22 protein-coding genes are annotated in these 24,653 nt (G+C 49.6%); 5 read left to right on the top strand and 17 right to left on the bottom strand.

Annotated elements, in window-relative coordinates:
• Positions 1-22: 22 nt before the first annotated feature.
• The 3 genes from rpiA to trhA all read right to left on the bottom strand — a co-directional run bounded on the left by rpiA (position 23) and on the right by trhA (position 3,273).
• Positions 23-721, bottom strand: a complete 699-nt coding sequence (rpiA, locus tag KNP91_RS02545) for a ribose-5-phosphate isomerase RpiA (protein WP_114596136.1) — start codon at positions 719-721, stop codon at positions 23-25.
• Between the two features lie 46 nt (positions 722-767).
• A complete protein-coding gene (locus KNP91_RS02540) occupies positions 768-2,495 on the bottom strand; it encodes a M3 family oligoendopeptidase (protein ID WP_214848452.1) in 1,728 nt (575 codons plus the stop codon).
• 130 nt (positions 2,496-2,625) lie between these two features.
• Positions 2,626-3,273, bottom strand: a complete 648-nt coding sequence (gene trhA, locus KNP91_RS02535) for a PAQR family membrane homeostasis protein TrhA (protein WP_214765112.1) — start codon at positions 3,271-3,273, stop codon at positions 2,626-2,628.
• 114 nt (positions 3,274-3,387) lie between these two features.
• On the opposite strand from trhA, the gene KNP91_RS02530 reads away from it, so the two are divergent.
• Entirely contained in the window at positions 3,388-3,909 is a 522-nt protein-coding gene (locus tag KNP91_RS02530) for a DUF1836 domain-containing protein (protein WP_214765115.1), read from the top strand.
• A 56-nt stretch (positions 3,910-3,965) separates the two neighbouring features.
• Positions 3,966-4,940, top strand: a complete 975-nt coding sequence (locus KNP91_RS02525) for a DUF4003 family protein (protein WP_214765117.1) — start codon at positions 3,966-3,968, stop codon at positions 4,938-4,940.
• Between the two features lie 323 nt (positions 4,941-5,263).
• Here the strand turns inward: KNP91_RS02525 and KNP91_RS02520 are convergent, their stop codons facing one another.
• The 4 genes from KNP91_RS02520 to KNP91_RS02505 all read right to left on the bottom strand — a co-directional run bounded on the left by KNP91_RS02520 (position 5,264) and on the right by KNP91_RS02505 (position 9,552).
• A complete protein-coding gene (locus tag KNP91_RS02520; protein ID WP_114596141.1) occupies positions 5,264-5,560 on the bottom strand; it encodes a hypothetical protein in 297 nt (98 codons plus the stop codon).
• Positions 5,561-5,613: 53 nt separating this feature from the next.
• Positions 5,614-7,368 (bottom strand): putative bifunctional diguanylate cyclase/phosphodiesterase, encoded by a 1,755-nt coding sequence (locus tag KNP91_RS02515; protein ID WP_353048706.1) that lies wholly within the window; start codon positions 7,366-7,368, stop codon positions 5,614-5,616.
• Between the two features lie 21 nt (positions 7,369-7,389).
• Complete coding sequence (locus KNP91_RS02510; protein WP_251135839.1) at positions 7,390-9,033, bottom strand: sensor histidine kinase; 1,644 nt, start codon at positions 9,031-9,033, stop codon at positions 7,390-7,392.
• 78 nt (positions 9,034-9,111) lie between these two features.
• Positions 9,112-9,552, bottom strand: coding sequence for a YaiI/YqxD family protein (locus KNP91_RS02505; protein WP_114596142.1), 441 nt, complete (start codon positions 9,550-9,552; stop codon positions 9,112-9,114).
• A gap of 131 nt (positions 9,553-9,683) precedes the next feature.
• Here KNP91_RS02505 and KNP91_RS02500 point away from each other — a divergent pair, with 131 nt between their 5' ends.
• Both KNP91_RS02500 and KNP91_RS02495 read left to right on the top strand, forming a co-directional pair.
• Complete coding sequence (locus tag KNP91_RS02500; RefSeq protein ID WP_214848450.1) at positions 9,684-11,432, top strand: ABC transporter ATP-binding protein; 1,749 nt, start codon at positions 9,684-9,686, stop codon at positions 11,430-11,432.
• Positions 11,429-12,310, top strand: a complete 882-nt coding sequence (locus KNP91_RS02495) for an NAD(P)-dependent oxidoreductase (RefSeq protein ID WP_114596144.1) — start codon at positions 11,429-11,431, stop codon at positions 12,308-12,310. Before KNP91_RS02500 ends, KNP91_RS02495 begins: the two co-directional genes overlap by 4 nt.
• 58 nt (positions 12,311-12,368) lie before the next feature.
• Here KNP91_RS02495 and KNP91_RS02490 read toward each other — a convergent pair whose 3' ends face one another.
• From KNP91_RS02490 to acnA, 10 genes are all read right to left on the bottom strand, one after another.
• Positions 12,369-13,007 (bottom strand): DUF975 family protein, encoded by a 639-nt coding sequence (locus KNP91_RS02490; RefSeq protein ID WP_114596145.1) that lies wholly within the window; start codon positions 13,005-13,007, stop codon positions 12,369-12,371.
• A 387-nt stretch (positions 13,008-13,394) separates the two neighbouring features.
• Positions 13,395-14,060, bottom strand: coding sequence for a copper homeostasis protein CutC (locus KNP91_RS02485; RefSeq protein WP_214848447.1), 666 nt, complete (start codon positions 14,058-14,060; stop codon positions 13,395-13,397).
• A gap of 25 nt (positions 14,061-14,085) precedes the next feature.
• Positions 14,086-14,850 (bottom strand): DeoR/GlpR family DNA-binding transcription regulator, encoded by a 765-nt coding sequence (locus KNP91_RS02480; protein ID WP_012370050.1) that lies wholly within the window; start codon positions 14,848-14,850, stop codon positions 14,086-14,088.
• 202 nt (positions 14,851-15,052) lie between these two features.
• Positions 15,053-15,673 carry a glycerol-3-phosphate 1-O-acyltransferase PlsY gene (gene plsY / locus KNP91_RS02475; protein ID WP_012370049.1) on the bottom strand — a complete coding sequence of 207 codons (621 nt, stop codon included), beginning with the start codon at positions 15,671-15,673 and terminating at the stop codon, positions 15,053-15,055.
• A 17-nt stretch (positions 15,674-15,690) separates the two neighbouring features.
• A complete protein-coding gene (locus tag KNP91_RS02470) occupies positions 15,691-16,731 on the bottom strand; it encodes a M15 family metallopeptidase (protein ID WP_214848443.1) in 1,041 nt (346 codons plus the stop codon).
• A gap of 94 nt (positions 16,732-16,825) precedes the next feature.
• Entirely contained in the window at positions 16,826-17,260 is a 435-nt protein-coding gene (locus KNP91_RS02465) for an acyl-CoA thioesterase (protein ID WP_214848440.1), read from the bottom strand.
• 12 nt (positions 17,261-17,272) lie between these two features.
• A complete protein-coding gene (locus KNP91_RS02460; RefSeq protein ID WP_214848437.1) occupies positions 17,273-19,516 on the bottom strand; it encodes an AAA family ATPase in 2,244 nt (747 codons plus the stop codon).
• Between the two features lie 75 nt (positions 19,517-19,591).
• Positions 19,592-20,299 (bottom strand): hypothetical protein, encoded by a 708-nt coding sequence (locus KNP91_RS02455; protein ID WP_114596152.1) that lies wholly within the window; start codon positions 20,297-20,299, stop codon positions 19,592-19,594.
• 208 nt (positions 20,300-20,507) lie between these two features.
• Positions 20,508-20,972 carry a DUF3939 domain-containing protein gene (locus tag KNP91_RS02450; protein ID WP_214848435.1) on the bottom strand — a complete coding sequence of 155 codons (465 nt, stop codon included), beginning with the start codon at positions 20,970-20,972 and terminating at the stop codon, positions 20,508-20,510.
• A gap of 66 nt (positions 20,973-21,038) precedes the next feature.
• Positions 21,039-23,762 carry an aconitate hydratase AcnA gene (gene acnA / locus KNP91_RS02445; protein ID WP_214848433.1) on the bottom strand — a complete coding sequence of 908 codons (2,724 nt, stop codon included), beginning with the start codon at positions 23,760-23,762 and terminating at the stop codon, positions 21,039-21,041.
• Between the two features lie 255 nt (positions 23,763-24,017).
• On the opposite strand from acnA, the gene KNP91_RS02440 reads away from it, so the two are divergent.
• On the top strand, positions 24,018-24,512 hold the full coding sequence (locus KNP91_RS02440; protein ID WP_214765166.1) for a hypothetical protein: 495 nt from the start codon (positions 24,018-24,020) through the stop codon (positions 24,510-24,512).
• Positions 24,513-24,653 lie beyond the last annotated feature (141 nt).

Raw genomic sequence — 24,653 nt, 5'->3', positions numbered from 1 at the left:
CTTCTTTCTTTTAAAACACGAACTAGACAAGTCCGCCTCCATCGCGTAAATCAGGATGTGCCAGCCGTTTGACTTGTCCTTGTTCAACTGTCAGGACATGGTCCGGTTGCCGCTCAAAATAACCGGTTTCAATCACGCCGGTCAAATTTTTCAGTTCTTTGGCAAAATGATGGACGTCTTGGACCTGCTTGAGGTCGACATCCAAAATCAGATGTCCGCCGTCCGTCACAAACGGTTTCCCGTCCTGTTCCCGCAATACCGCGTCGACATGTTTGTCCTGCAAAAAACGTTCGACATACGGTCTCGCAAACGCATCGATTTCGACCGGTAAGGGGCCGGTCAGGTGATGGACGAACTTCGAGGCGTCCGCTAAGTAGAGCACTTCCCGGCTCATCAGCGCGACGACTTTTTCCCGAAACAAGGCACCACCGCCACCCTTCAGAACGCGGAACTGCTGATCGATTTGATCGATTCCGTCAATGATCAGATCAATCCGGGTCGCTTCTTCAAGTGACAGAAGCGGAATGTTCAACCGGTTGGCTTGTTCCACTGTCTCATCTGACGTCGCTACCCCTTGCACCTGTCCACCGGCTTCGATCCATTTGCCTAAGACCTCGATAAAACTCCGCGTCGTCGAGCCTGTCCCAAGACCCAGCACCATTCCGTTCTTGACATACTTGACGGCAGCTTCCGCCAGCATCGTTTTCTCCTGTTCATACATCGGCACCCCTCCTTCGTTAGTTATCTATTCCCGATTGCTTCCGACTTCAATCGACGAGTCTGACCGTCTCTTGTAAGTACATTTCAATCGCCGACAGGAGCGGTTCAAGTGCCTGTTGCCAAAAACTGATTGAGCCCGGTTCGCCGTCTATATACTGCTCAATCAGCTCTTCGATTGTCGCCTGTCCCGATGCGCGTAACAACGGTTCTAATTGTCCGGTGAACGCCTCATTTGATTGCTTGACCGCCGTATACAAGTGATTGCTCAGCAAGTAACCGACCGTGTAGGGAATATTGTAGAACGGCTTTTCCGTATCATAGAAATGACCGACAAAAATCCATTTATATGGATCCGGTTCCGCCAGTACACCGCCGTAAAAGCGGGCATCCTCCTCCCGCATCAGTTCAGTAATCCGGTCGCTTGAAACCGGCCCCTGCCGTCGCTCCGAATAAAAACGTTGTTCAAACCGGAACATGTTCGGAATGGTTGCGACGTATTTTAATCCTTCGCTGATTTTAATTTCCAGCATAGCCAGTTTCTCTTCGCCCGCCGATTGTTCGATGACGGCGTCAAGGACCAGGTTTTCCATGAATGTCGAAGCCGTCTCTGCACTGCTCGTTCCTTTTATCTGATCAAGAAACGGTAACTCGTGCAACAGCGAATTATGATAAGCATGACCCAGTTCATGAGCAAGCGTGACGACATCCGGATACGCTTCGCGGTACGTCATGAAGATCCGGCTTTCTTTAGCGACCGGGAACGAGGCACAGAAGCCGCCTTCTGCTTTAGACGGCCGGTTTTCCGCATCAATCCAGCCTTTTTCAAATACTTCTTTCGTAAAGACTGCTAATCGCGGATGCAACCGGTCAAATTGATGCAGAATGATCGATTGCGCCTCGTCATAGGAAACATGATCGTGCGAGGTAAAGGTATTCGCCTCTAAATCATGCCATGCCGGTTCCGTGACATGTGCCAGACGCAATTTCCGTTCGTAATAGGACTGGAACAGCGAACGATTTTGATCTATCGCTGCAAGCATCGCTTCAATTGTCGTCCGTTGCATCCGGTTTTGTTCACACAGTTCCGTTAACGGATCCTCCCATCCGCGTTTTGTGTAAACTTGCAATCGAAAACCGGCTATCCGGTTCAAAATCATCGCAAAGTCTTCTCGTTCAGCAGCACACGTCTTTGCGAAAGCTGTCGCTGCCGCTTGCCGGTAATTGCGTGTTGCCCCATGAAAAACCTGATGCAGGGCGTGTCCGATTGTGACCTTTTCTTCATCAAGCGGAATCCGTAAACCGGTCAAACGCTGTTCATACAACTGTTCCCATCCGGAAAAACCGTCGATTGCCAGTGCTTGAATCATTTGTTCCTGCTCAGCCGATAGACGCCGTTCCATGATGGCACGGCGTTCTGTCAGATAATAAGACGGCGTTTCAGATTGGAGAATTGTCCACTCTGCTTCAGACAGCTTCGATAACCGTTCCTCAAAGACCGTTTCACTTGTCCGGAGACTTGCTTGCAGCGTCTCGGTCTGCTCAAGCAGCCTTCCCACTTCATGACGCGAAACATCTTCCGCGTACAGGCAATACACAAAATCACTCAGTTCTTCAACGTGGCTTTTGATTCGCTCAAGATGCGGCAAATAAAAAGACACCGGAGGTTGGCCGGTTTGAAGCTGATCCAGTTCCTGTCGTAACCTGTCAATCGTCTGTTTCACGTCCTCAGTCGAATACAGTTTTTCAAGCTGCCAGCGGGATTGCGTAATCGACATCACTTTTCCTCCTTTAATTAATCCTGTCCTTTCGTTTCCTTCGGCTTCCCTTCCCGGGAAACCTGCCAATGAAATACTTTGCTAACAAAAAACATCCTTCCGCTAAAGAAAGGATGTTTGGTTACACTCATTAAATGACAAAGAAGTAGACACAGAGGAAATGTGCCAAGCTGCCGAGCAGGACGAACACATGGAAAATCTCGTGAAAACCGAGGTGCTTGAACGAAAGAGCACGCGGCTTTAATCCATAGATGATACCGCCGATCGTGTAGAAAATTCCACCGAGGAACAATAGACCGATTCCGACCGGCGACAGGACTGCTGCGAGCGGTGTGATCGCAAAGACCATGATCCATCCCATTCCGATGTAAAGCGTCGTCGACAACCAGCGCGGACTGTTGAACCAGACGAGCTTAAAGGTGATCCCAAAGACAGCAATCAGCATGACGATGCTGAACAGGACCCAACCGGTCGGTCCGTTCAGACTGATCAGGCAAAACGGGGCGTAGGACCCGGCAATCAGCAGATAAATCATCGAATGATCGAGACGTCTCCACGTCGCAATCGCCCGGTCACTGGCCAGTACCATATGATACGTCGCCGAGACAGCATATAAGGCAATCATGCTGACACCAAAGATAATTGCCGCGACAATCGCTAGTCCGGCTCCCCGCTCCAGTGCTGCTTTGATGACCAGTGCGAGCAGTCCGACGAAAGCCAAAACAGCTCCACCCAGATGTGTCAGACCATTGATGGGTTCTCTCATATACGTTTTCATAATTTCCCTCCGTTGTTATGTAGTTTTTAATACTACATGGCGTTATATGAACATTCTATCATACACTAGAGAAATAGGAAGCCATTCCGCACTATTTTTTTTGGAGGTATTTTCATGACACAGCCAGATCAACCGACACCATCGTTCGACCGCCAGTTGGAATTAACGGATATCCCGAACATCGACCTCTACATGGATCAGGTCATCCAGTTGTTCGAACGGACCTTTCAGGAGACGACGCGGACGGAAGGCGAAACCATCTTAACGAAAACGATGATTAACAATTATGCCAAGAAAAAACTGTTTTTCCCGGTCACAAACAAAAAGTATACAAAAAATCATTTGATCCTGATCAGCCTGATTTATCAACTGAAAGGAACGTTTTCAATCAATGACATCAAAACGATTTTGACGGACTTGAATACCGGTGTTACGGAACAAACAATTGATTTGGAAGACTTTTATCAAACGTATCTCGATGCGACAGCGGTCAATCAGACCTTGTTCGAGGAGCAGCAGCCTCCGACGGATGACTTGGATCATCTCGAACAGTTACAACTGATTTTATCGCTCGCCCATATGAGCAACTTGTACCGCCGGGCAGCTGAACGATTGATTGACCGATTAGAAAAGTAACCGTCTTTCTTTTATGTGTCATGGTAAAATAGGGAAAAAAGGATGAGGTGCAGGAGATGGAACTCGAACAACGTTTTTTACAACGTTTAGATGAAACAGGACATTATTTCGTCACTTACCAGGATGGTGTTTTAATCGAACTTGCTTTTGATGCTGTCGTCGGCCGACATCCCGCACCTTTTCCGGAGTTGGAGAAGACGGCTCGGTTTTTGGAAGAGCATCTCCGCTCCCATCAGACACAAGCGTTGTTGCTTGCTTCAAAAATTCAGGCTTATGATGCAGAACCGGCTGAACGGATTGCCCCGATGATGTCGATTTATAGTTTTTTTGCAACACACCGGCTCGTCCATCCGCTCAATGCTTATTCGACCGCTTTATTGATCAGCCGTTTACAGCCGACGGATGTCCAACTTGAGCGGACCGTCTCGTTATACCGCCTTTGCAAAACCTCACACCGGTTCATCGTCTCGCCCCTGCTGATCTCGTTTCTGTTTTTAAACAGTTTACACCGGGGCGAGTTATCAACAATCCATGATCAGATCGAAGCGCTGTATGACATGTTGAAAAAGCGATTCGGGCGGTCTCAGCAAACGTATGTCACGGCACTCTTATTTGCCTTATTACCGGACGAGGACCACCACCTTTATCTTAATCAGCTCGTCCAGTCCCGGAACGCTTACCGCAAACACGGGATTCCACTGTCGTTTCATGCGTTGCTTGCGCTACTCGGTCAACCGGAAGTACATCGCGCGGCACTTGAACAGATATCAGACCGTTTGCGGCAAAACCCCCACTTCAAATACCGGAAGGATTTAATTTTCCTGACGGCGGTCCGGCTCTATCTTGCGGATCATCCGACGTTGCACCAATTGTTTACTCCGTACAGCCCGGCTGACTGGACGAATTCGACTGATTTCATCCCCGTTTTCCTGTTCCCGGTCGACTTGACGGATACGTCCCATGCGACAGACGGCGGAATGGCGGACGGCGGATTTGACGGTGGCGATGGTGGCGGCGGCGGTGGCGATTGAACTCGCTCATCCACTGCCTGTTTCCGTATAAGATTTTCTAAAAAAACAAAATGGGGCGGACTCAAAAAAGAATCACTCGTTCTTTCACGCCCTTTCCTCAGGCGAGACACAATCCAGTTTCCCTGCCTCATTTAGGCAGGAAATCTGGTCTTGTTTGTCTCTGACAGCGCAAAAATGCGCTTTTTCCTGTAGGACTTGCGTGAAGCGAGTGATTCTTTTTTTACGAGATCAGGGTGGCAGATTATCATTCCGCCACCCTGATCTTTGTAGAGAGTGACTTTTAAGTCAGACCCATTTGTATAAAAGCCGGCACAAGTGCCCGATTATTTTTGTTGATCGTCTGCATCAGACGGTGTCACATCGCCGTCTTCATCAGCTTCGTGAGACAAATCAGGTGCTTCGTCAGATGATGGTTCAGAATCCGGTTGATCTGTTGATTCCGAATCCGCTGACTTCTTGTCTTGATTGTCGGACTGCGGCTCTTTTTCGTGGTGCTCGGATTTTGAATCCGACTCATTTTGTGCTGCTGTATCGGATTGATCACGACCTGCGATATCGTCGTTCGTCATACGATTGCCCGATGTAATCGGATCCGTTTCTTTTTCGTGTTGCTCTGACATAGTAACATCCCCCTTGAATCATGATGATTAAAGTATTCCCTTACGAGAGACGGTTAAACATCCTGGGTATGCGTGATCTTTGCAAAATCGGCAATCAAGTTCGTGATTGGTTGCGGATGATGCAGATAATGTCCTTGTACATACAGTGGATTTCCCACCGCAACGATGTGCTGGAACTGAGCACTTGTTTCGACTTCCTGAATGACAAGCGAAATTCCAAGTGCCTGTGTCAACGAATACACGGACTGGACCATCGACTGTTCGAGCTGGTTTTGAACGAGACGCCGTGTAAAGATCGGATCCAGCTTAACCGATTGGACCGGTAAACGGAGTAAGGAATTGAGTGAAGCATAATGACTCCCGAAATGATCGACACTCAGACGATAACCTGCCCGGCGTAACATTTCCAGACGTTCGATGACTTTCCGTTTCCCGATTTGCAAAACTTCTTCCCGGATTTCAAGCACAATCCGCTCTTTCTTGAACGACGCACCGTTTGCGAACTCTAACAGATCGGCAAGCATCGCATCCGATTTGAATTGACTGGCGGAGAGATTAATCGAAATTATCACGGGACGCCCCAATTCTGTCTCCAGCCGGAGACTGTCCGAGATCGCCTGGGCAATCGTAAAGTGACCGATTTGACTAAACTTCCCTGTCCGTTCCGCAATCGGAATGAAATCGGCCGGGCTGACGAATCCGAGTACCGGATGATTCCAGCGAAGCAGTGCTTCGACGGCAACCGTCTGGCCCAGTTTGGCGTTAAAAATCCGTTGGTAATACAATTCGAACTGCCCGCGCTCTAACGCTTGCTCCAATTCCTGTTCCAATACACGGTTAAACGGATGTTGTTCGACCTCGCGTTGCTGATCGACAAATGAAATACCCGCTTTTCCGTCCAGTTTGACCTGTTGCATCAGGGCTTCTGCTGCATAGACCTGTGTCTGGCGGTTCATGTGGTCGCCCGTTAACAGACTGACACCTGACGAAGCCGTCAAACGAATCGGTTCGTCCGCAAGATTTTTAATCGGCTCCTCAATCGCCTGAATGATGGATTCAGCGAATGTCCGGCCTTGATCCGTAAAATCCGCTTGTTCCAGAGGGGCAAGAACAATGAACTCGTTCCCCTCCATCCGTCCGACGACGTGTTCCGGAATCGAGACATATTTTAAGCGTGACGCAATTTCCTGAAGCACCTGATTTCCAATCCGGTATCCGTACTTCGCATTGATCGCATGAAAGTTATCGAGATTGAGGACCATCAAAAAGGTCGGCTGGCTCAAGACACTCGAAATCAATCGGTTCATGTATCGTTCGTTATAGACATCTGTCAATGCATCTTTGATCACATAGGTCTCGACGCTGATTGATTTACTGATGATGTTCGCGTAATTTTCAATCATCTCTAATTCGCTTTTACTGAATTCGTACGGTTGATCATCAAAAGCACACAACGTCCCGATTTTTTCGTTGTTGGCATTTTTAATCGCGACACCAAGAAAACTGCCGTTTCCCAGTGTTTGGGTGACCGGATGATGACTTGTCATCGGATTCGCCAATAATTCATTGATTTGAATCTTACCGTCTGTTTCATCGATGACGAGTTTACAGAGGACATGTTGGAAGATGTGTGTCGTTCCCTCTTCAATCAGTTCCTTTCCCTGATTGATCGCCTTGACGATAAAGTTACTGTTTGAGTCATTTAATGCGAAAAACAGTGTATTGACGCCGATTTTTTCACTCAATTGATTTAAGATATCTTCGACAAGCGGGTGTAAGGCTTCATATCGCATCTGCGAGTTATCCACGGTCCGTCCCTCCTTTCTTCGTTAGTCCTCTGTCATTTCAGTCGAAAATTGAAGCGTAAACGTACTGCCTTTTCCTTCTTCTGACTGCACGGCAATCGACCCGCCGTGATCCATGACAATCATCCGGCAAATCGCTAAACCAAGACCGGTTCCGCCAATTTTCCGCGTGTCCGAGTTATCAGCCCGGTAAAATTTATCAAATACAAACGGGAGTGCTTTTTCCGGAATTCCGATTCCTTCATCTTCAATCGTCAAGACCATCTGTGATCCCTTCATGTGACCCCGGACTTGAATCGTTCCTCCGTCCGGTGAATATTTGATAGCATTCATGATCAAGTTCGTGAAGAGCTGTTTCATCTTCTCTTCGCTCGCCGTCATCTGATAATCGCCCGCTTCAAACAGGACCCGAATCCGGTGTTTACTGCTCGCAAGCTCGAACATCGGTCGCATCTCATATACCAATCGTTTAAGGTCCAACCGTTTTTTGACGATGCCTTGTGAGACATCCTCACCTTTTTGGATTTCTAAAATATCATCAATCAGCTCTGCCAGACGAACGGTCTCGGAATGGATCGTCTCGAGGTATTTTTTTTGACGCGGACCATCGAGTGAACGACGCATCAACAGTTCCGTAAAGCCCATAATCGACGAGAGCGGTGTTCTTAATTCATGCGAAACAATCGAGACGAACTCCGACTGTTTCAAATCCAGTTCTTTTTCTTTCGTGACATCCCGCAAGACGAGCATCATTCCCCACTCGACATTGGCGATGGCGATTCGTTCGGCATAGGCACTCAGCAACAGATTCCCACGAAAAGCCGATAGTTCAATCGTCTCTCCGGGAATCTCCCCGTTCATTAATTGACCGATATAGTCATGCAGCGCATCGGGCTGATCGACGTGTTCGAATAAGGAAGTCGCCCGTTCGTACGCATGGCGGAAGCCTTGAGATTGACTGACGAGCTTTGGCGGGAACATGTTCAACAATGCCTGATTGGCATAAATCTGTTCCCCGCTGCTTTCGATATATAAGACCGCTTCCCGAATCGAATCGAGTAATTGGTACGTTTTGATTTTTTCATGCTCCATTTGATGGAACAACAGGTGACGTTCCAGCGTCATTCCGAGTTTGCGTGACAAATCCAAAATATCCCCGACCTGTTCCAAGTTGAACTGCTCGAATGGATGTTTGAGATAGATGACACCGACGACACCGCCATTGCTTGGTGACTGGACAGGAATCGCCGATTCATACATCATCTCTGCTAGAGGGAGCTGAACCGATTTTCGCATGACAAAAGCACGGCGTAACACAGAATATTGATCCAAATCTTTTTCGATCAATTCAATGTCTTCCACCCCTTGCGTCACAAGGTGACTCAATTGTTCACGGCGATATAACAGGATGGCCCCCGCCTCAAGATTGATGAGTTTCAGCAACTTAACGAGTAATGTCTCACACGCTGACTCGACGCTTTGGGTTGCCAATGCTTCCATGATTTCGTTGCGGTGTTTCAATTTATGTTCCACTTCCGCCAAGTCCTGTGTCAGTTGACCGATCCGTTGACGGTCGGTCGTCTGTAACGTCTTGACGGGAAATGGACTGGTCTTCAGACGATACGGTCTCGTCTTCTTTTCCGGACGATATCGTACGATTTTTTTCAATGGGCTTCCTCCTTCCGATTCATGCATTCATGTTTAAAATTATAACACGAGATTTTAATTTTTCGTCTCGTATTTGACTTAAGAACGCGCGGTCGTTTCCGCTAATAAACGTTTAAATGCCTGTTCGAATGCAACATCTTCCTGCCGCGTCCGTTTTTTGGGTCCCTTCGTCCGTCCACCTGCCCGCCGGATTTCTTGACCGACATGTCGTGTATGTAGAAGAAAATCTATGTTTTCGTTTGTAAAAATCCGACCATTCTGATCAACGGCTCGTCCATTGCGTGCGAGGGCGAGGGCAGCCAGACCGTAATCCTGGGTTACGACGATGTCTCCCGGCGCCATCCGGTTGACGATGGCAAAGTCGACGGCGTCCGCTCCTTGACCAATCGTAATCGTCGTCGCCCCTTCCCGGTTAAACTGATGTGCTGTATCACAGACTAAAAAAACCTCGTATCCTTTGCTCAATCGAATCGTCAAATCGACGACCGGACAGCCGTCTGCATCGATCCATATTTTCATGTCACGTCACTCCTTCTGTTACTTCGCTTTCATTAAGTGTCCGTGACGACCGGAATCACTGTCAAGTCCAGCACTCGAAGTTGACCGTAACTGCCATAGAACCGACAATAGAAAGGAAAGGATGTGCCGAATTGAAACCTGCAACATTTACCTCATTTTTATCCTTACTGAAGAAAAGCGAACCACCGGTCGGACTGCTGTCAGCTGCCGTGACGGTTTCAATCATTCAGGCACTCGCTGCTTTGATGATTCCCTGGTTTTTGAAATCCCTGATCGACAACTTCTCCATCGATCAGGTCACACCGGGCTTGGTCGCCCTCTTCATCACGGTCTTCATCGTCCAGATGATCAGCAATGCTTTTTCCATCTACTGGCTGCAAGTCGCCGGGCAACGGATCGTCGCCAACTTGCGGACGATGTTGTGGAAACACTTGCTAGCTTTACCCATTCCGTTCTATGACGAAACGAAGTCAGGCGAACTCGTCTCACGTCTCAACAACGATGCGACGACCTTACAACAATTATTATCGGAGCAACTCGTTCGTCTGTTGACCTCAATCGTCTCGATTGTCGGTGCGATTACGATTTTATTTTTCCTCGACTGGCAAATGACGCTCGTCATGGTCATCGCCGTCCCGTTGACATTATTGATCATCATTCCGCTCGTTCGGAAACTGCATCAGATTTCACGGGAGACGCAAAAAGAGCTCGCCGGCTTATCGGGATTTTTTGCAGAGATGCTCGGTGAAGTCCGCTTGGTCAAATCACAGGCGACAGAAACCTATGAAATGGAACGCGGAAAAACGCGGATTGAACATCTGTTTGGCTTCGGTGTCAAAGAAGGGAAGATTCAGGCAATCTTACTGCCCGTTTTCAACGTCGCCCTGACCTCGATGTTAATCGTCATCATCAGTTTCGGTGCTTACCGCGTCTCGACGAATCAGATTACGGCGGGTGAACTCGTCGCCTTTTCGTTATATCTGTTTCAAATCATGACGCCGCTCGTGACGATGACCGAGTTCGTCTCGAAATTACAAAAAGCGCGCGGGGCAACGGAACGGATTTCGGAACTGCTCGAAGAACGACCGGAACAGGACGGTACCCGACAGGTTAAGCGTCCGTTCGCAGCCGTTCACTTTAATCATTTGTCGTTCGGCTATGACGACACGACACTGTTGCACGACGTCACCTTCTCCCTGCCGCGTGGTCAAACCACGGCAATCGTCGGTCCGAGCGGCTCCGGTAAATCGACCTTGTTCGCTCTGCTCGAACGCTTTTATCTGCCGACGAACGGTCAAATCGAGCTCGGTCCGCATGCAATTGATCAGTTTGAACTGGCCAGCTGGCGTAATGCGATCGGTTATGTCGCCCAGGACTCACCCGTCTTGTCGGGAACAATCCGCGACAATCTGTTATACGGCTTGACGCAAGATGTCACGGAACAACAAATCCGCGACGCCGCCGAGATGGCGAATGCCGATGAATTCATTTCTTCATTTACGCTCGGATATGACACGGAAATCGGCGAACGCGGTGTTAAACTGTCCGGCGGTCAACGGCAACGGATTGCGATTGCCCGCGCCCTCCTGCGGGATCCGGAATTGTTATTGCTCGACGAAGCAACTTCGAGCCTTGACTCGGAATCGGAACGGGTCGTCCAGGAAGCGCTCGAACGCCTGATGGAAGGACGGACGACATTCGTCATTGCCCATCGCTTAGCGACGGTCCGTCACGCCGATCAAATCGTCGTCCTCGAACAGGGACGTGTTTCCGGCATCGGGACACATGATACCCTCGTTGAGACAAATGTTTTGTATAATAAACTCGTAACGCAACAATTCATCGGTCAAACCGAAACGACCAGGGGGAGTAATACATGACAAAAACAATTGGTTTCATCGGACTCGGCGTCATGGGACAAGGCATGGTCCGCAACTTGTTAAAAGCCGGTTTTTCCGTCAAAGGCTACAACCGGACGAAAGAAAAAGGCTTGCCGCTCGAACAGGACGGGGCCATCATCGTCGATACGATTCAGGAAGCTGTCTCGGATGCCGACGTCGTCATCTCGATCGTCGGCTATCCGCAGGACGTCGAACAGATTTACTTGGCGGACGACGGGATTTTAGCCTCCGCTCAACCGGGGACAATCGTCATCGACATGACGACATCGAGTCCGGCGCTCGCGATCCGGATTGCCGAGCAGGCTGCTCAAAACGGCATCACTGCTCTTGATGCACCGGTCACGGGCGGCGATCTCGGAGCGAAAAACGGGACGCTTGCGATTCTCGCAGGCGGTGACGAAGACGCATTCAATACGGTCAAACCGATATTTGATGCGATGGGGAAATCCATCGCCCGCTTCGGAGGTCCGGGACAAGGACAATCGGCCAAACTCGCCAATCAGATTGCGATTGCCGGATCGATGATCGGGACAGCCGAGATGTTGCTGTTCGTCACGAAATCGGGAATCGATCCGACACAGTTCGTCGAGACGATCAAAAGCGGCTCTGCCGGCAGCTGGTCTCTTGAAAACCTGATTCCGCGTGTCATCGCGGAAAACTATTCACCAGGCTTCTTCGTCAAACATTTCATCAAAGACATGAACCTGGCACTCGAACGGGCCGAGGAAATGGGGATTGCGACACCGGGACTTGCACTCGTCAAAGATTTATACGACGAGCTGGCAGCATCCGGTCATGCCGAATCCGGTACACAGGCTCTCTACCTGTTGTTAAAAGAGAAAACACCGTCGCATTAAAAGTACGACAAAAACGAGTCTGACGCTTCCGCACAGGAGGGAAGTCAGACTCGTTTTTTTATGCTGAACGCGTTGCTGTCTGTTGTTCTTTTTTTAATTGTTCATAGAAGTGCGCCATCGTCGTATCAAAATACGGTGTCAGCAAAACAACTCCGACGGTACTGAGCAGCGCAAGAATCCCCCAGAGGATGAAACTGAGATAAAGTTTCGCAAGGCGCCATTTATGTCCATGCATCATCCGGCGGCTTTCACCAAGGACCTGGATAAACGACAGATCCGGTCGGTCGACCAATAAAAACGGCACCAATCGGTACATCAGGTAAAAGTAGATTGCCGGGAGGATCAAAAAAGAACCGATGTAAACGAGTAACGTTACCAGTGTATAGGCTGCCATCGTCTTCAGGTAGAAACGGATCGACGCAAACCCTTCAAATAACGTCCCGATACCGGCTGATTCTCCGCGGACGAATCGTAAGTAGGCAATTGTCCGTCCAAGCGTGACGGGTGACAGCACAATCGTCACGACGATGTTCAAGGCGACGAACCGTAACATACTGTCGAGATTATCCTGGTCAAACGACATCCGGCTGGCAGCCAGCGCAAAGATGACGAAATAGATGATCGAGATGCTGAGCGCTGTCAGCCACTTCCCTTTTAACGTCGCAAGTGCTGCCTGTTTGTACTGTAAATTTGTCATAATGAACTCCTTTATCTTTCAACATTCCTGTTTTAGTGTACCGTAGTCTGCTTTGAAAAAATAGCAATCATCCCCTCACAAGTCTGAAGATGTGACGATTTTTGGACAGCTGTAATAATTGGATTTAATTCTCTTCTTTAAAAAGCGACGCAACCGAAACCACTTTTTCTTCACTCGCTTTCCTCAGACGAGACACAAGCCAGTTTCCCTGCCATTATGGTCAGGGAAGCGGGTCTTGTTTGTCTCTGACAGCGCAATGGAAATTGCGCTTTTTCCTGTAGGAGTCTCGTGAATGAAGTGGTTTCTTCAAAATAAAAAAAGAGGAACAGATTCAAATCTGCCCTCTTTTCTCATAAGGTTAACTGTTACGCCAACGAATAACTTTGATTAACGTGCCAGCAATTGTTTTAACGCTTTGACCTTCTCCGGATCGACTTGACCGTCGACGAGGACAGCGGATCCGACATGTAACTCGGTTGCGTTCGTTGCATTAAGTAATTCTTCCGCCCGCTCGACTGTGATACCGGAACCCGGCAAGACAATCAGGTCAGGGTGCTGTTCGATTAGTTCGGCGATGACAGCTTGACCTTCCAGTGCCGTCGGTTGTGCCCCGGACGTCAAAATCCGGTCGACTTCCGGAAAATCAGCCAGGACTTCCGCAGCTTCCAGGATGTCCCGACTGCTGTCGATCGCCCTGTGGAACGTTAGCGACAAGTCGCCTTTATGTTTAATAATCCGTCCGAGGAATCCTTCATCGACACGACCGTCCGGTGTCAAGGATCCGACGACGATGCCCGCTGCTCCGAGTTCCCGAATCAAATCAATGTCCGTGATGATCGTTTCCTGATCGGCTTTCGAATAGACAAACGATTTACTGTGCGGTCGCACGAGGACGTGGACCGGAATCTCGACCGAAGACAAGACCTGCCGGATCAATCCGTAACTCGGCGTCAATCCGCCTTCTGATAAGGCCGAGACGAGTTCCAGCCGGTCGGCTCCCGCCCGCTCGGCGGCTGTTGCTTCTTCTACTGTTGCTGCAATGATTTCTAACATGATACATCCCTCCCGCCCTAGTGTATCATGAGACGACGGTCCAATTCACCCGTTCATTAAACAGCTTCATCTCCCAAGACGGCGGATAGGTCGAGGGACTGAGAACGATTTTAGCGCGGCGGAATTCCGCGACCTTATATTTCCGGTTGCCCTCGAATTCGTCACACGCCAAAAAGGCATAGACATCCTTTGTCCGACCGATGATGGCTTTTTGAATCAACGACGACTCGATGTCATCACTGACGAATCCCCGCTCGATCTCGGCTCCGTCGAACGTCAAAAAAGACGCATCAAACGCATAGGCATCAAGCGCCTGCAAGACTTCGACCCCAACCGTCTGTCCATATGAATCGACGGTTCCGCCGAGTAATCGTATTTCGCCGTGGAACGGTCCCGTTTCCCGGCACTGTTCGAGATGACTGGCAATCGACAACGAGTTCGTGACAATCGTTGCGCTGCCGCTCAAGTACGGTAACAGATGTTCGACCGGCTCCCCTTTGCCTAAAAAGATGCAGGAGTAGTCCGCCAGCCAACCTTTCGCATAACGCGCCAACCGACGGGACAATTGATCGGTCCGTCTTGAAATCGGCGATTCTTGTTTGCCGCCTTGGTAGATTGCTCCCCCGTAAACCCGCTTCAGTTGTCGTTCCCGCTCGAGTTCCTCGAGATAACGCCGGACAGTCTCCCCGGAGACATCCAGACGGTCAATCAAATCCTTCGTCATGACTTTTCCTTCTTCTTCGAGCCATTGCATGATTTGTGATTTTCGTTCCTCTCCTAATAACGACACATGAACTACTCCCTTCACAGACAAGTACTACTTCTAGTGTAGCGAACGTCTGTAAAGGTCTTGTAAATCCGGTGTAAAAAAACGTGTAATTCCTATGAAATGTTGTTGAATTCGTTTATTTTTCAGATTAACAAGATATTCACAAAAAAAAACGGATCCTCCTGTCCTTCCTTTACAGAAGAACAACAGCATCCGGTTGAAATCAATCGGTGTCTTTTTTATCTTTCGCAAACATACCAATCTTTGATTCCGTCCCTTGACGGATCCGGCTGATATTTTCACGGTGTTTAAAGATGACGAACAGCGCAAGAATCGTAAAGAACGTCGGGACGATCCAGTCCTGCTCGACGATACCGATCGTGATGGCAGCCACGATACCGATGCTTGCTGAGACGATTGAGCTGAGTGAAACCATCCGGCTCAGTCGTAACGTCGTCAAAAAGGAAATCAACAGCACCAGGAACAGAATCGGGCTCGTCACGAGCAGCATCCCGCCGGACGTCGCGACGGCCTTTCCGCCTTTGAACCTGGCAAAGACCGGATAAATGTGTCCGACGACGGCCGCTAGACCCGCAAACAGCGGATGCAGTTCGGAAGCAAGCAGAATCGGCACAAGACTGGCGACTGCCCCTTTGCCGAGATCACCAATCAAGACGATGATCCCCGCTTTTTTTCCTAGGACCCGGAACGTGTTCGTCGTCCCGAGATTCCCGCTGCCGTGCTGCCGAATATCAATGCCGTGTCCCCATTTTCCGACAAGCAGAGCAAACGGAATCGAGCCGAGTAAATAGCCTAAAATTAAAATCCCGATGATTTCAATCATGGTCAACCTCCAACGTATTAGTGACCGACCTTCATATATTCTTCGAGAGTCTGCCCATTATTTTTAATTTGTGTGGCTGGACCGACACCAACATACCGGATGTGCCATGGCTCATACGTGTACCCAGTCCGCGACTGGAACCCACGGTCGTACCGGACGATGAATCCATACTTCGCTGCGTTGTTCGCAATCCATTTTCCTTCTTTTGTATCTCCGAGTTCTGCCGTCAATCCATTCCCGACGCTCGGTGCCGAGATATCAAACACAAGTCCGGTCTGGTGCTCACTGTGACCAGGACGGGCCGAATATTGATCGGCTGCCGCTTTTCCGTCACGGGCGACGTAGTTGTTGTAGAGAACCGTCTGACGTGAACCTGAACGGAATCCGCTGACAGCGTTCAGTGTCACACCATCGGCTTTCGCATCGGCAAACATTTTTTCCATTTGCTTCGCTGCCGGTGCCCGCATGTAACTTTGTTCGAGAACGCCTGAATACGAGAAGCTGACGTTTGGCACGACTAAATCCGACGGTTTGTAATCAATCGGCAAGCTGTACTTTTTGTTGACGACGACTAACTCACCCAGTGACAGATCGGCTTTTGTATCCGATTTATCGACGTCCGGTGTTTCGGACTCCGGTTTCGACGGTTTGGCCGGTTCCGGATCCTGAGCGGAATCGGTTTTCCCGTCGTCTTTTTTATCGGCCGATTTGTCTTCTGTCGAAGATTCGTCCGATGACTTCTCTTCCGTCGTTTTCTCTTCAGCTGCTTTCTCTTCGGCCGCTTTCTCTTCAGCTGTTTTTTGATCGGCCGCTGCCTGTTCTTCTGCTTTTTTCTCAGCTTCCGCTTTCGCGTCGGCTTCTTTTTTCGCTTCTGCCGCTTCTTTTGCTTCTTTTTCTTTCGCTACTTCGGCATCACTTTTTTCAGAATCTGAAGTGGCCTTTTCGTCTGCGCTTTTATTCGCCTGTTCGGTTTTTGAGTTGTCTTCCGCTTCCTGATCCCCAGGGTTACATCCTGCAAGGAGGAGCGCCAATGTACTGACTGCTACGATTTTTTTCATTTTAATTCCCCGCTTCCTTGGTGCTATTCTATGTTACCTCTAATCGACTGATTAGAAAAGCCCTCACGCAAGAAATCCTGCTGAGGGCGGAGGCTTAATTTGAGATGAGTGCAGCATCATCGGTACGCATTTGTTCGTAAATCGCGTGCCAGTTCGGAAAGACTTTCGGCAGACGGATCGGACGGAAGTTCTCTTTTTTGACGACGACATGCGACGTTTTTCCTGCGACCGCCAGTTGACCGTCGGCATTTTTGACTTCATAACCGTAAATCGTCCGCAGACCGTCATAATGATCGATCCAGACGGACACATGTGCCACGTCACCGTACGTCAACGACCGTTTGTAATCGAGATTCACATTCGTGACCGGCGAGACATATCCGGCTTCTTCCATTTCCTTGTAGTCAAGTCCGAGTGACTTGATCAGTTCTGTCCGTGCAATCTCAAAATAAACGAGATAATTCGAATGATAGACGATGCCCATCATATCGGTTTCGGCGTAACGGACTGGTATTTCAATCGTGTACATGAAGCTTCCCCCTTAAAAATCCTCTTTTTCAAGATAGGACCATTCTGAACCCGTTAAGCTAAGTTTGTCAATTAATCGGACGGATTGCTTTGCAATGGCCCGTTCGACAATCGTAATCGCGGCACGGGCATTGCCGTTCGGAACCGTTTCAATCATCTGCTCAAGCGTCTGTTTCGCTTCATCCGTCAATTGATACCCGTACTGGGCGGCATAATTGATGATGATCTCAATCAGTTCCTCCTTCGCATAGTTCGGGAAATGGAACTCCCGTTTAAAACGCGACTTCAGTCCGGGATTGCTGGCAAGCAAGGCCTGCATCGGCTGTTCGTAACCGGCGAGGACAACGACGAGATTATCGGCATGTTTCGTCATCTCATCGACCAGCGTATCGATCGCTTCCTTGCCAAAGTCGTTGGCGCCGCCGTTCAGCGCATAGGCTTCATCGATGAACAAAACACCGCCGAGCGCATCACGGATGACGTCCCGCGTTTGTTGCGCGGTCTGACCGACGTAGCCCGAGACAAGATCGGCCCGGCTGACGACTTTCAAGTGGCCCCGCTTCAAGTAACCACACTGGCGGAGGACATCGGCATACAAAGCCGCGACGGTCGTTTTCCCGGTTCCGCTGTTGCCGCTGAAGACCGCATGCAGTTCGACCGGCAACACTTTAAATCCGGCTTCCTGGCGGCGCTTCTGCATCGACAACAGGGCTTGGATCTGTTTAATTTCCGCTTTCAGCGGCTGTAATCCGACAAGCTGTTCGAGTCGTTCTTCGACCGTATTATCGTCTGAAGCGACAAGTTCAAAATCCGCTTGTTCGAGCAGCGCAAAATCTTCGTGACTGGCACTTTCCCCGAGACTCGCCCCTTTTTTGAAGATGGCATCGAGGACGATATTGCGGACGGCGCGTCCGTTCCCGAAACTCGCGTCGACCCGTTCCCGTTCGAGCCGGGACAGCAATGCCCGCTCCGCCTGCTCCGTCAGGACATAATCGTTGACGGTCGCAATCGAACGGCCGATTTCAAGCAGTTCCGTATCCGTATAGTCCGCAAGCAGGTAATGATTCGATTCCGGGAAACGGCTCCGCAAACCGGGATTCGCTTTCAGAAAATCACGCATTTCTTCCGGATAACCGGCTAGCACGACGGCAAACCGACCGGCGTATTCGCCGCTCGTCATCGCAGCGACAAGCGTATCGATTGCGGCTTGGCCGTAATCATTGCCGCTTTGACCGGCCCGTTTTAAGGCGTAGGCCTCGTCGATGAACAGGACACCTCCGACCGCTTCCCGGACTTTACTCATGACCTGTTCTTCCGTTTGACCGACAAACGCTCCGACGAGCGACGAGCGGTCCGTCTCGACGACTTCCGGCCGCTCCAGCAGACCGAGTTCGTGATAGATTTTCGCCATCAACCGGGCAAGCGTCGTTTTACCGGTCCCTGGATTCCCCATGAAGATCATGTGGAGGGATGGTTGATCGCTCGAGCGGTACCCGTCCGACGTCCGTTTTTGCTGATACTTCAAGAACCGATACATCTGATGGACACGCAACTTAATGTCTTCCAGTCCGATCATCGCATCGAGTTCCTCGAGCGCCGACCGTTCGACCTGTTTGATTTCTGCCGGAAGTAACGCAACAACCCGGCGTAAATCTTGCAGTGCCGTCGCTTTCAGTTCCGTCATCTCCCGGAAGGCATCACGCGAATAAAACCGTTCCTGCAGACTGTCGAGAAATTCCGTCGCAATCTGCTCAAGCGTCGCACTCGACAACAATAAGGCTTTTCCGGCTTCGAACAATTCCGACCAGCGCGCAGCATCCAGCCGGCGCAACCGTTCCGTCTGTTCGACGACCTGTTCCGTCTCGTGCAGGATTTGCCCCGCTTGTTGGATCAGTTCCTTTGTCGCTGACCGTTTCGCATTGGCATTGTCCGTCTCGCGGATCGTCGGAAAAGTGTTGGCGACGAGCAATTGGTAACTGCTCTGGAGCTGCTGTTCGATCAGCAACTGTTCAAGCCGTTCCGGCAGCCGGTCGTGCTGGCGGATTTCCTGCATCCAGCTTTCGGCCAGGGCATCGATCCGTCCCGTCATGATGTAACGGTGTTCGACGAGTAAAGCTAAAATCCGGACTAATGCTTCTGTTTCCTGTAATAGGCGGCTGCTTTGGGCATAACGTAAGGCGAGAACTTCTTCGACCTTCGCCCCGTTTTCCCAAGCCGTAATTTGTTTGAACATCTCCTCTTTTGAGAACGTCTTCATGTTATCTTGATTCCTCCCGCTTCTCGAAAAAACCGACTGTGGTCGTCACGGTGTGACACTCCAGTCGGTCTGTCCTCATTTAGCTTTTAACCAGTTTGGATCGAATGTATCCAGTGTCTCGATTTTTTTCATCTTGACCGAATAAAAAAGTTTTCCATTGTTACGTGACTCGGCTCCAAGTACTTTCGACCGGTCGGACGCGACATAGTAGGTCGCTTCTTCCGCATTGTCGTCCTTATCGAAGAACGATGGATACTGTTTGATCCATTCTTTCGGGACTGTGCTTGCCGGCTCTTTTTTGACGTAAACGTCAGCCGCATTTCCGGCGATATCGGCTTCGCCTTCGACTTGACCAAAGTCACCATTTTCGATGAACTTGATGATTTGTTCGTTAAAGCCGCGTGACAAGAACGGACGCGGTGCGCTGACACTCTTCGACGCTTTCGTCTCATTCAACAATTTTCCGTCGGCATCGTATTCGCGGAACATCTTCCCGTCCCAAATCGCCATCGTTCCTTTCGATGGTCCGTCGATGACTTCTGTCCGGAAGTGGCCTTTGTCATCAAAAACGACTTCATATGTCCGCGTCTCGAGAGCGTCTTCCGTCGTCGACAGTTTCTTTTCGACGTACTGAATCCGCGACATCGTGTAAAACGGTTTGACCGGAGCAGCTTTATCTTCATTAGCGGTCTGTGTCTTATTCAAAAGGTAAAAATTATAGGCAAGGAGTATCGCCATTGCCACGATTGCGACTGCAATCCATGTGCTCGTTCGTTTCGTCATGCCATGTACACCATCCTAAATTTGTCTCGTTTCATGTTAATGGTATCGGTTTTAGGCTTAGAATACAAAGGGTTTGTCCAAGATTCACGCATTTCTGAAGAAATACGTCAGACTTTTGAACAATTGATTCTGTTTCGAATCGTTCTGATCTCTTCCTTGACGAAACACAAAAGGTGAACTGCCCGTCGATCCGGCAGTCCACCTTGATTTAATCTGTTTTTGGTTCGAGTGAGACAATCATCGACTCATCGACGAGGTAATACGTTTGATGGGGCAACTCCCGTAAATAGCCTTGCTCAAACAGCTTCGCACAATCGACCTGGAACGTCTTCGAGTACGGTTTGAGGGGTAATTTCCGTTCTTTGTCAAAATACCGGTCGACCGCGACCTGAACATGATCCATTTCATAGACCGTCAAATGATCTTTCGCTTCCATGATCGTAAATGTTTCCCGTGACATATAGAAGACCTGCGTCGAGCGGGCACCGAGATAGGGCGCAAGTTGCGTTAAATCAATCCGTTGTTCTTCATCGAGCAGAATCGTCCGGTTCGTCCCTTTCGGCAACGCCAGTTCAAAATCGTGCGTCGCCCGTTTGACTTCATCGAGCGTGACGTCGCGAACCGGCAGCTCGAGTTCTTCTTTTGCTTGAAACCATTTCTTGAATCGGTTCACGGTCTCGCCCCTTTCTGCATCAAAAAAGGTGGGGTTTCCCCCACCTCAAACGTTAATGTAAACGGTTTAGTTTTGCAAGCGTTCGCGGAGAACCATCGGTAAGATTCCGCCGTGACGGTAGTAATCGATATCGACTTCCGAATCAAAACGAGCGATTGCTTCGAACTTCGTGACTTTTCCGTCTGCAGCTGTCGCTGTAACTTCGACGACGTCACGCGGACGAACCGACTCGTCGATCGCGATACTGATTGATTCTTCGCCTGTTAAGCCAAGCGATTCAGCTGATGTGCCGGCTGCGTATTGAAGCGGCAGGACACCCATCATGACGAGGTTCGAACGGTGAATCCGCTCAAAGCTCTCGGCGATGACGGCTTTGACGCCAAGAAGGTTTGTCCCTTTCGCTGCCCAGTCACGTGATGAACCCATTCCGTAATCTTTACCGGCAAGGATGACAAGACCTGTGCCATCTTCTTTGTACTTCATCGCAGCGTCGTACATCGCCATCGTTTCGCCTGTCGGCCAGTACGTCGTGAAGCCGCCTTCTGTACCCGGAGCGACCTGGTTACGGATCCGGATGTTCGCGAATGTTCCGCGCATCATGATCTCGTGGTTACCACGGCGTGAACCGTATGAGTTGAAGTCTTTTGGTGCGACACCTTTGCTGACGAGGTATTGTCCGGCTGGTGTCGTTTTCGAGAATGAACCGGCTGGTGAGATGTGGTCTGTCGTGACAGAATCCGCAAACTTACCGAAGACACGGAGATCGTTTAAGGCTTCGACGTGACCAGCCTCTTTCGCCAGGTTCTCGAAGAACGGCGGGTTTTGGATGTATGTCGACTCTTCGTCGAAGTCATACTGATCGCCTGTCGGTACGTCCAGGTTGTTCCAGCGTTCGTTTCCTGTGAAGACTGAGTCGTACTCGGCACGGAAGCTTTCCGGTGTGACGACGGTGTTGATGATCGTTTGAATCTCGTCACGTGACGGCCAGATGTCCGCGAAGAAGACTTCTTGTCCGTCTTTGCCTGTTCCGAGTGACGCGTTCATGATGTCGACGTCGACTGTTCCGGCAATCGCATAAGCAACGACGAGTGGCGGTGATGCCAGGTAGTTGGCTTTGACGAGCGGGTGAACCCGTCCTTCGAAGTTCCGGTTTCCTGAGAGGACAGACGAGACGAGCAGGTCTGATCCAAGGATCGCATTTTCGACGGCAAGGTCAAGCGGACCTGAGTTTCCGATACATGTCGTACAGCCGTAACCGACTGTGTTGAAGCCGAGTTGATCGAGGTACGGTTGAAGACCTGATTTCTCAAGGTAATCCGTAACGACTTTTGATCCAGGAGCAAGTGATGTCTTGACGTATTTCGGAACCGTCAGTCCAAGATCGATTGCTTTTTTCGCAACGAGTCCGGCACCGATCATGACGTACGGGTTCGATGTGTTCGTACAGCTCGTGATTGCTGCAATCGCGAGGTCTCCCGTACGCATCTCAACCGCTTCGTCTTTAAATTGAACGACAGCGACTTTGCTTGCTTCTTCTTCAGCAAGACCAAAACCGGCGTTTCCTTGTGGTGCTGTCAACGCTTTTTGGAATGACGTGTGCACGTCCGTCAAATCGATCCGGTCTTGTGGACGTTTTGGTCCGGCAAGGGCAGGGACGATTGTCGACAGATCAAGTTCAACCGTCTTCGTGAACGTTGGATCTTCGTTTTGCGGCGTGTAGAACAAGCCGTTTGCTTTTGAGTAGTTCTCGACTTTTTCGATCAAGTCTTCGTCACGGCCTGTCAGACGGAGGTACGTCAATGTTTCCGTATCCACCGGGAAAAATCCGCAAGTTGCGCCGTACTCAGGTGCCATGTTGGCGATTGTCGCGCGGTCAGATAATGACATCAAGTGAAGTGACGGTCCGAAGAACTCGACGAATTTACCGACAACGTTTTGCTGACGCAACATTTCCGTCACGCGAAGAGCAACGTCTGTCGCTGTTGTTCCAGGGTGCATTTCACCTGTGATGCGGACACCGATAACTTCAGGAACCGGGAAGAATGACGGTTGTCCGAGCATTCCTGCTTCCGCTTCAATTCCACCGACACCCCAACCAAGGACACCGAGTCCGTTGATCATCGTTGTATGCGAATCTGTTCCGACGAGTGTATCCGGATAAACATCAACCGAACCGTCTGCTGTTTCTTTTTCAAGAACGACAGATGCCAAGTACTCGAGGTTAACTTGGTGGACGATTCCTGTTGCAGGCGGTACAGCACGGTAGTTATCGAATGCTGTTGTGGCCCAGCGTAACAATTTGTAACGCTCTTCGTTACGTTCGAACTCAAGATCCATGTTTTCAGCGAGTGCGCCGGCAAATCCGTAAGAATCGACTTGAACCGAGTGGTCAACGACGAGATCAACAGGAACTTCCGGGTTGATGACTGATGGATCTCCACCGAGGTCCTGCATCGCTTTACGGAGTGAAGCGAGGTCGACGACAGTCGGAACGCCTGTGAAATCCTGTAAGATGACGCGTGACGGCTTGAACGGCACATCGATATCATTCGATACTTGGGCAGTTCCCCATTTCGCCAAGTTTTCGACATGCTCTTGTGTAATCGAACGACCGTCTTGTTGACGAAGGACAGATTCAAGCAGCACACGGATTGAATACGGAAGACGTTTGACTTCCGTCAGACCGAGTTCTTCCAATTTTTCAATGCTGTAATAGTTGTAATTTTTACCGTTTGCTTCAAACGAACGGCGTGCACCAAACACGTCTTGCGTTGGTTGCGTTTGCTTCATGCTGATTCCCCCTTTAAGTGTTGACGACATCAAGCCCCTGATACCGCTTACTTGTACAGCTCTATCATAGTATAATATGAGCCCCGTTACAATTTGAAAGAACAAAAGACCTTCAATAAGTTTTACTTATCACCTAATTGAGAAACTATATCAATCATATGCTTACAACGGCACACCGTTTCTAGTTTTTAATGGTTCTGTTACGGGTACAAGTAAATTGTAGAACGACATCAGAACTTTCTGGAGGCGGAAATTATGGCACAATATAAAAATGATGCAACTCACGTCGTCACGACGATTATTTTCAACGATTTGGAAAAAGCAAAAACCGGATTTGAAATGATCAAGGACCTCGAAGCGATCAAAGAGATTGAAATGGAACAGATGGTTCTCGCCGAACGCAATGAGACGGACGGCTTCTCCTTCATCGATGCGATCGACTTCACGCAACAGGATCAATCGTTTAAAGGTTCGTTGATTGGGATGGCCGTCGGCGTTGTCGGTGGACCGTTCGGCATGCTTGTCGGTTCCGTCGCCGGATACCTGATCGGGGCGAACCGTGACGAAAAAAACGAACGCGATTCGTTTGATTTGTTTAACCGGACACTCAACCAGATCAATCCCGACCACTACGGCGTCATCATCATCAGTGAGGTCAACGAGGATTCGGAAGCGATCAACGCGATTGCGGCGGAACTCGGAGCAACCGTACGCCGGACCGGTGAAACGTTTACGGATGAGACGGTGTGAACTAACCATACAAGATATACATTTCGTCCCCGTTGTTTCGGGGGCTTTTTTTAGTGTCTTTAATTTGATAAATAAAAATAAATAAACTTCTGAACTCCCAACGAATACTTACTGTATTTTCAAGTATGATAGAATTATATG

Origin of the sequence: Exiguobacterium sp. s138 (assembly GCF_018618775.1) — a bacterium.
Taxonomy (GTDB): Bacteria; Bacillota; Bacilli; order Exiguobacteriales; family Exiguobacteriaceae; genus Exiguobacterium_A; species Exiguobacterium_A artemiae.
Note: the sequence above shows the minus strand (reverse complement) of the source record. Positions and strands in the feature narration are given on the sequence as shown.

Coding starts and splice junctions, on each gene's coding strand:
- rpiA (WP_114596136.1), bottom strand. CDS start 721: ATGTATGAACAGGAGAAAACGATGCTGGCGGAAGCTGCCGTCAAGTAT.
- KNP91_RS02540 (WP_214848452.1), bottom strand. CDS start 2,495: ATGTCGATTACGCAATCCCGCTGGCAGCTTGAAAAACTGTATTCGACT.
- trhA (WP_214765112.1), bottom strand. CDS start 3,273: ATGAAAACGTATATGAGAGAACCCATCAATGGTCTGACACATCTGGGT.
- KNP91_RS02530 (WP_214765115.1), top strand. CDS start 3,388: ATGACACAGCCAGATCAACCGACACCATCGTTCGACCGCCAGTTGGAA.
- KNP91_RS02525 (WP_214765117.1), top strand. CDS start 3,966: ATGGAACTCGAACAACGTTTTTTACAACGTTTAGATGAAACAGGACAT.
- KNP91_RS02520 (WP_114596141.1), bottom strand. CDS start 5,560: ATGTCAGAGCAACACGAAAAAGAAACGGATCCGATTACATCGGGCAAT.
- KNP91_RS02505 (WP_114596142.1), bottom strand. CDS start 9,552: ATGAAAATATGGATCGATGCAGACGGCTGTCCGGTCGTCGATTTGACG.
- KNP91_RS02495 (WP_114596144.1), top strand. CDS start 11,429: ATGACAAAAACAATTGGTTTCATCGGACTCGGCGTCATGGGACAAGGC.
- KNP91_RS02490 (WP_114596145.1), bottom strand. CDS start 13,007: ATGACAAATTTACAGTACAAACAGGCAGCACTTGCGACGTTAAAAGGG.
- KNP91_RS02485 (WP_214848447.1), bottom strand. CDS start 14,060: ATGTTAGAAATCATTGCAGCAACAGTAGAAGAAGCAACAGCCGCCGAG.
- plsY (WP_012370049.1), bottom strand. CDS start 15,673: ATGATTGAAATCATCGGGATTTTAATTTTAGGCTATTTACTCGGCTCG.
- KNP91_RS02470 (WP_214848443.1), bottom strand. CDS start 16,731: ATGAAAAAAATCGTAGCAGTCAGTACATTGGCGCTCCTCCTTGCAGGA.
- KNP91_RS02465 (WP_214848440.1), bottom strand. CDS start 17,260: ATGTACACGATTGAAATACCAGTCCGTTACGCCGAAACCGATATGATG.
- KNP91_RS02460 (WP_214848437.1), bottom strand. CDS start 19,516: ATGAAGACGTTCTCAAAAGAGGAGATGTTCAAACAAATTACGGCTTGG.
- KNP91_RS02455 (WP_114596152.1), bottom strand. CDS start 20,299: ATGACGAAACGAACGAGCACATGGATTGCAGTCGCAATCGTGGCAATG.
- acnA (WP_214848433.1), bottom strand. CDS start 23,762: ATGAAGCAAACGCAACCAACGCAAGACGTGTTTGGTGCACGCCGTTCG.
- KNP91_RS02440 (WP_214765166.1), top strand. CDS start 24,018: ATGGCACAATATAAAAATGATGCAACTCACGTCGTCACGACGATTATT.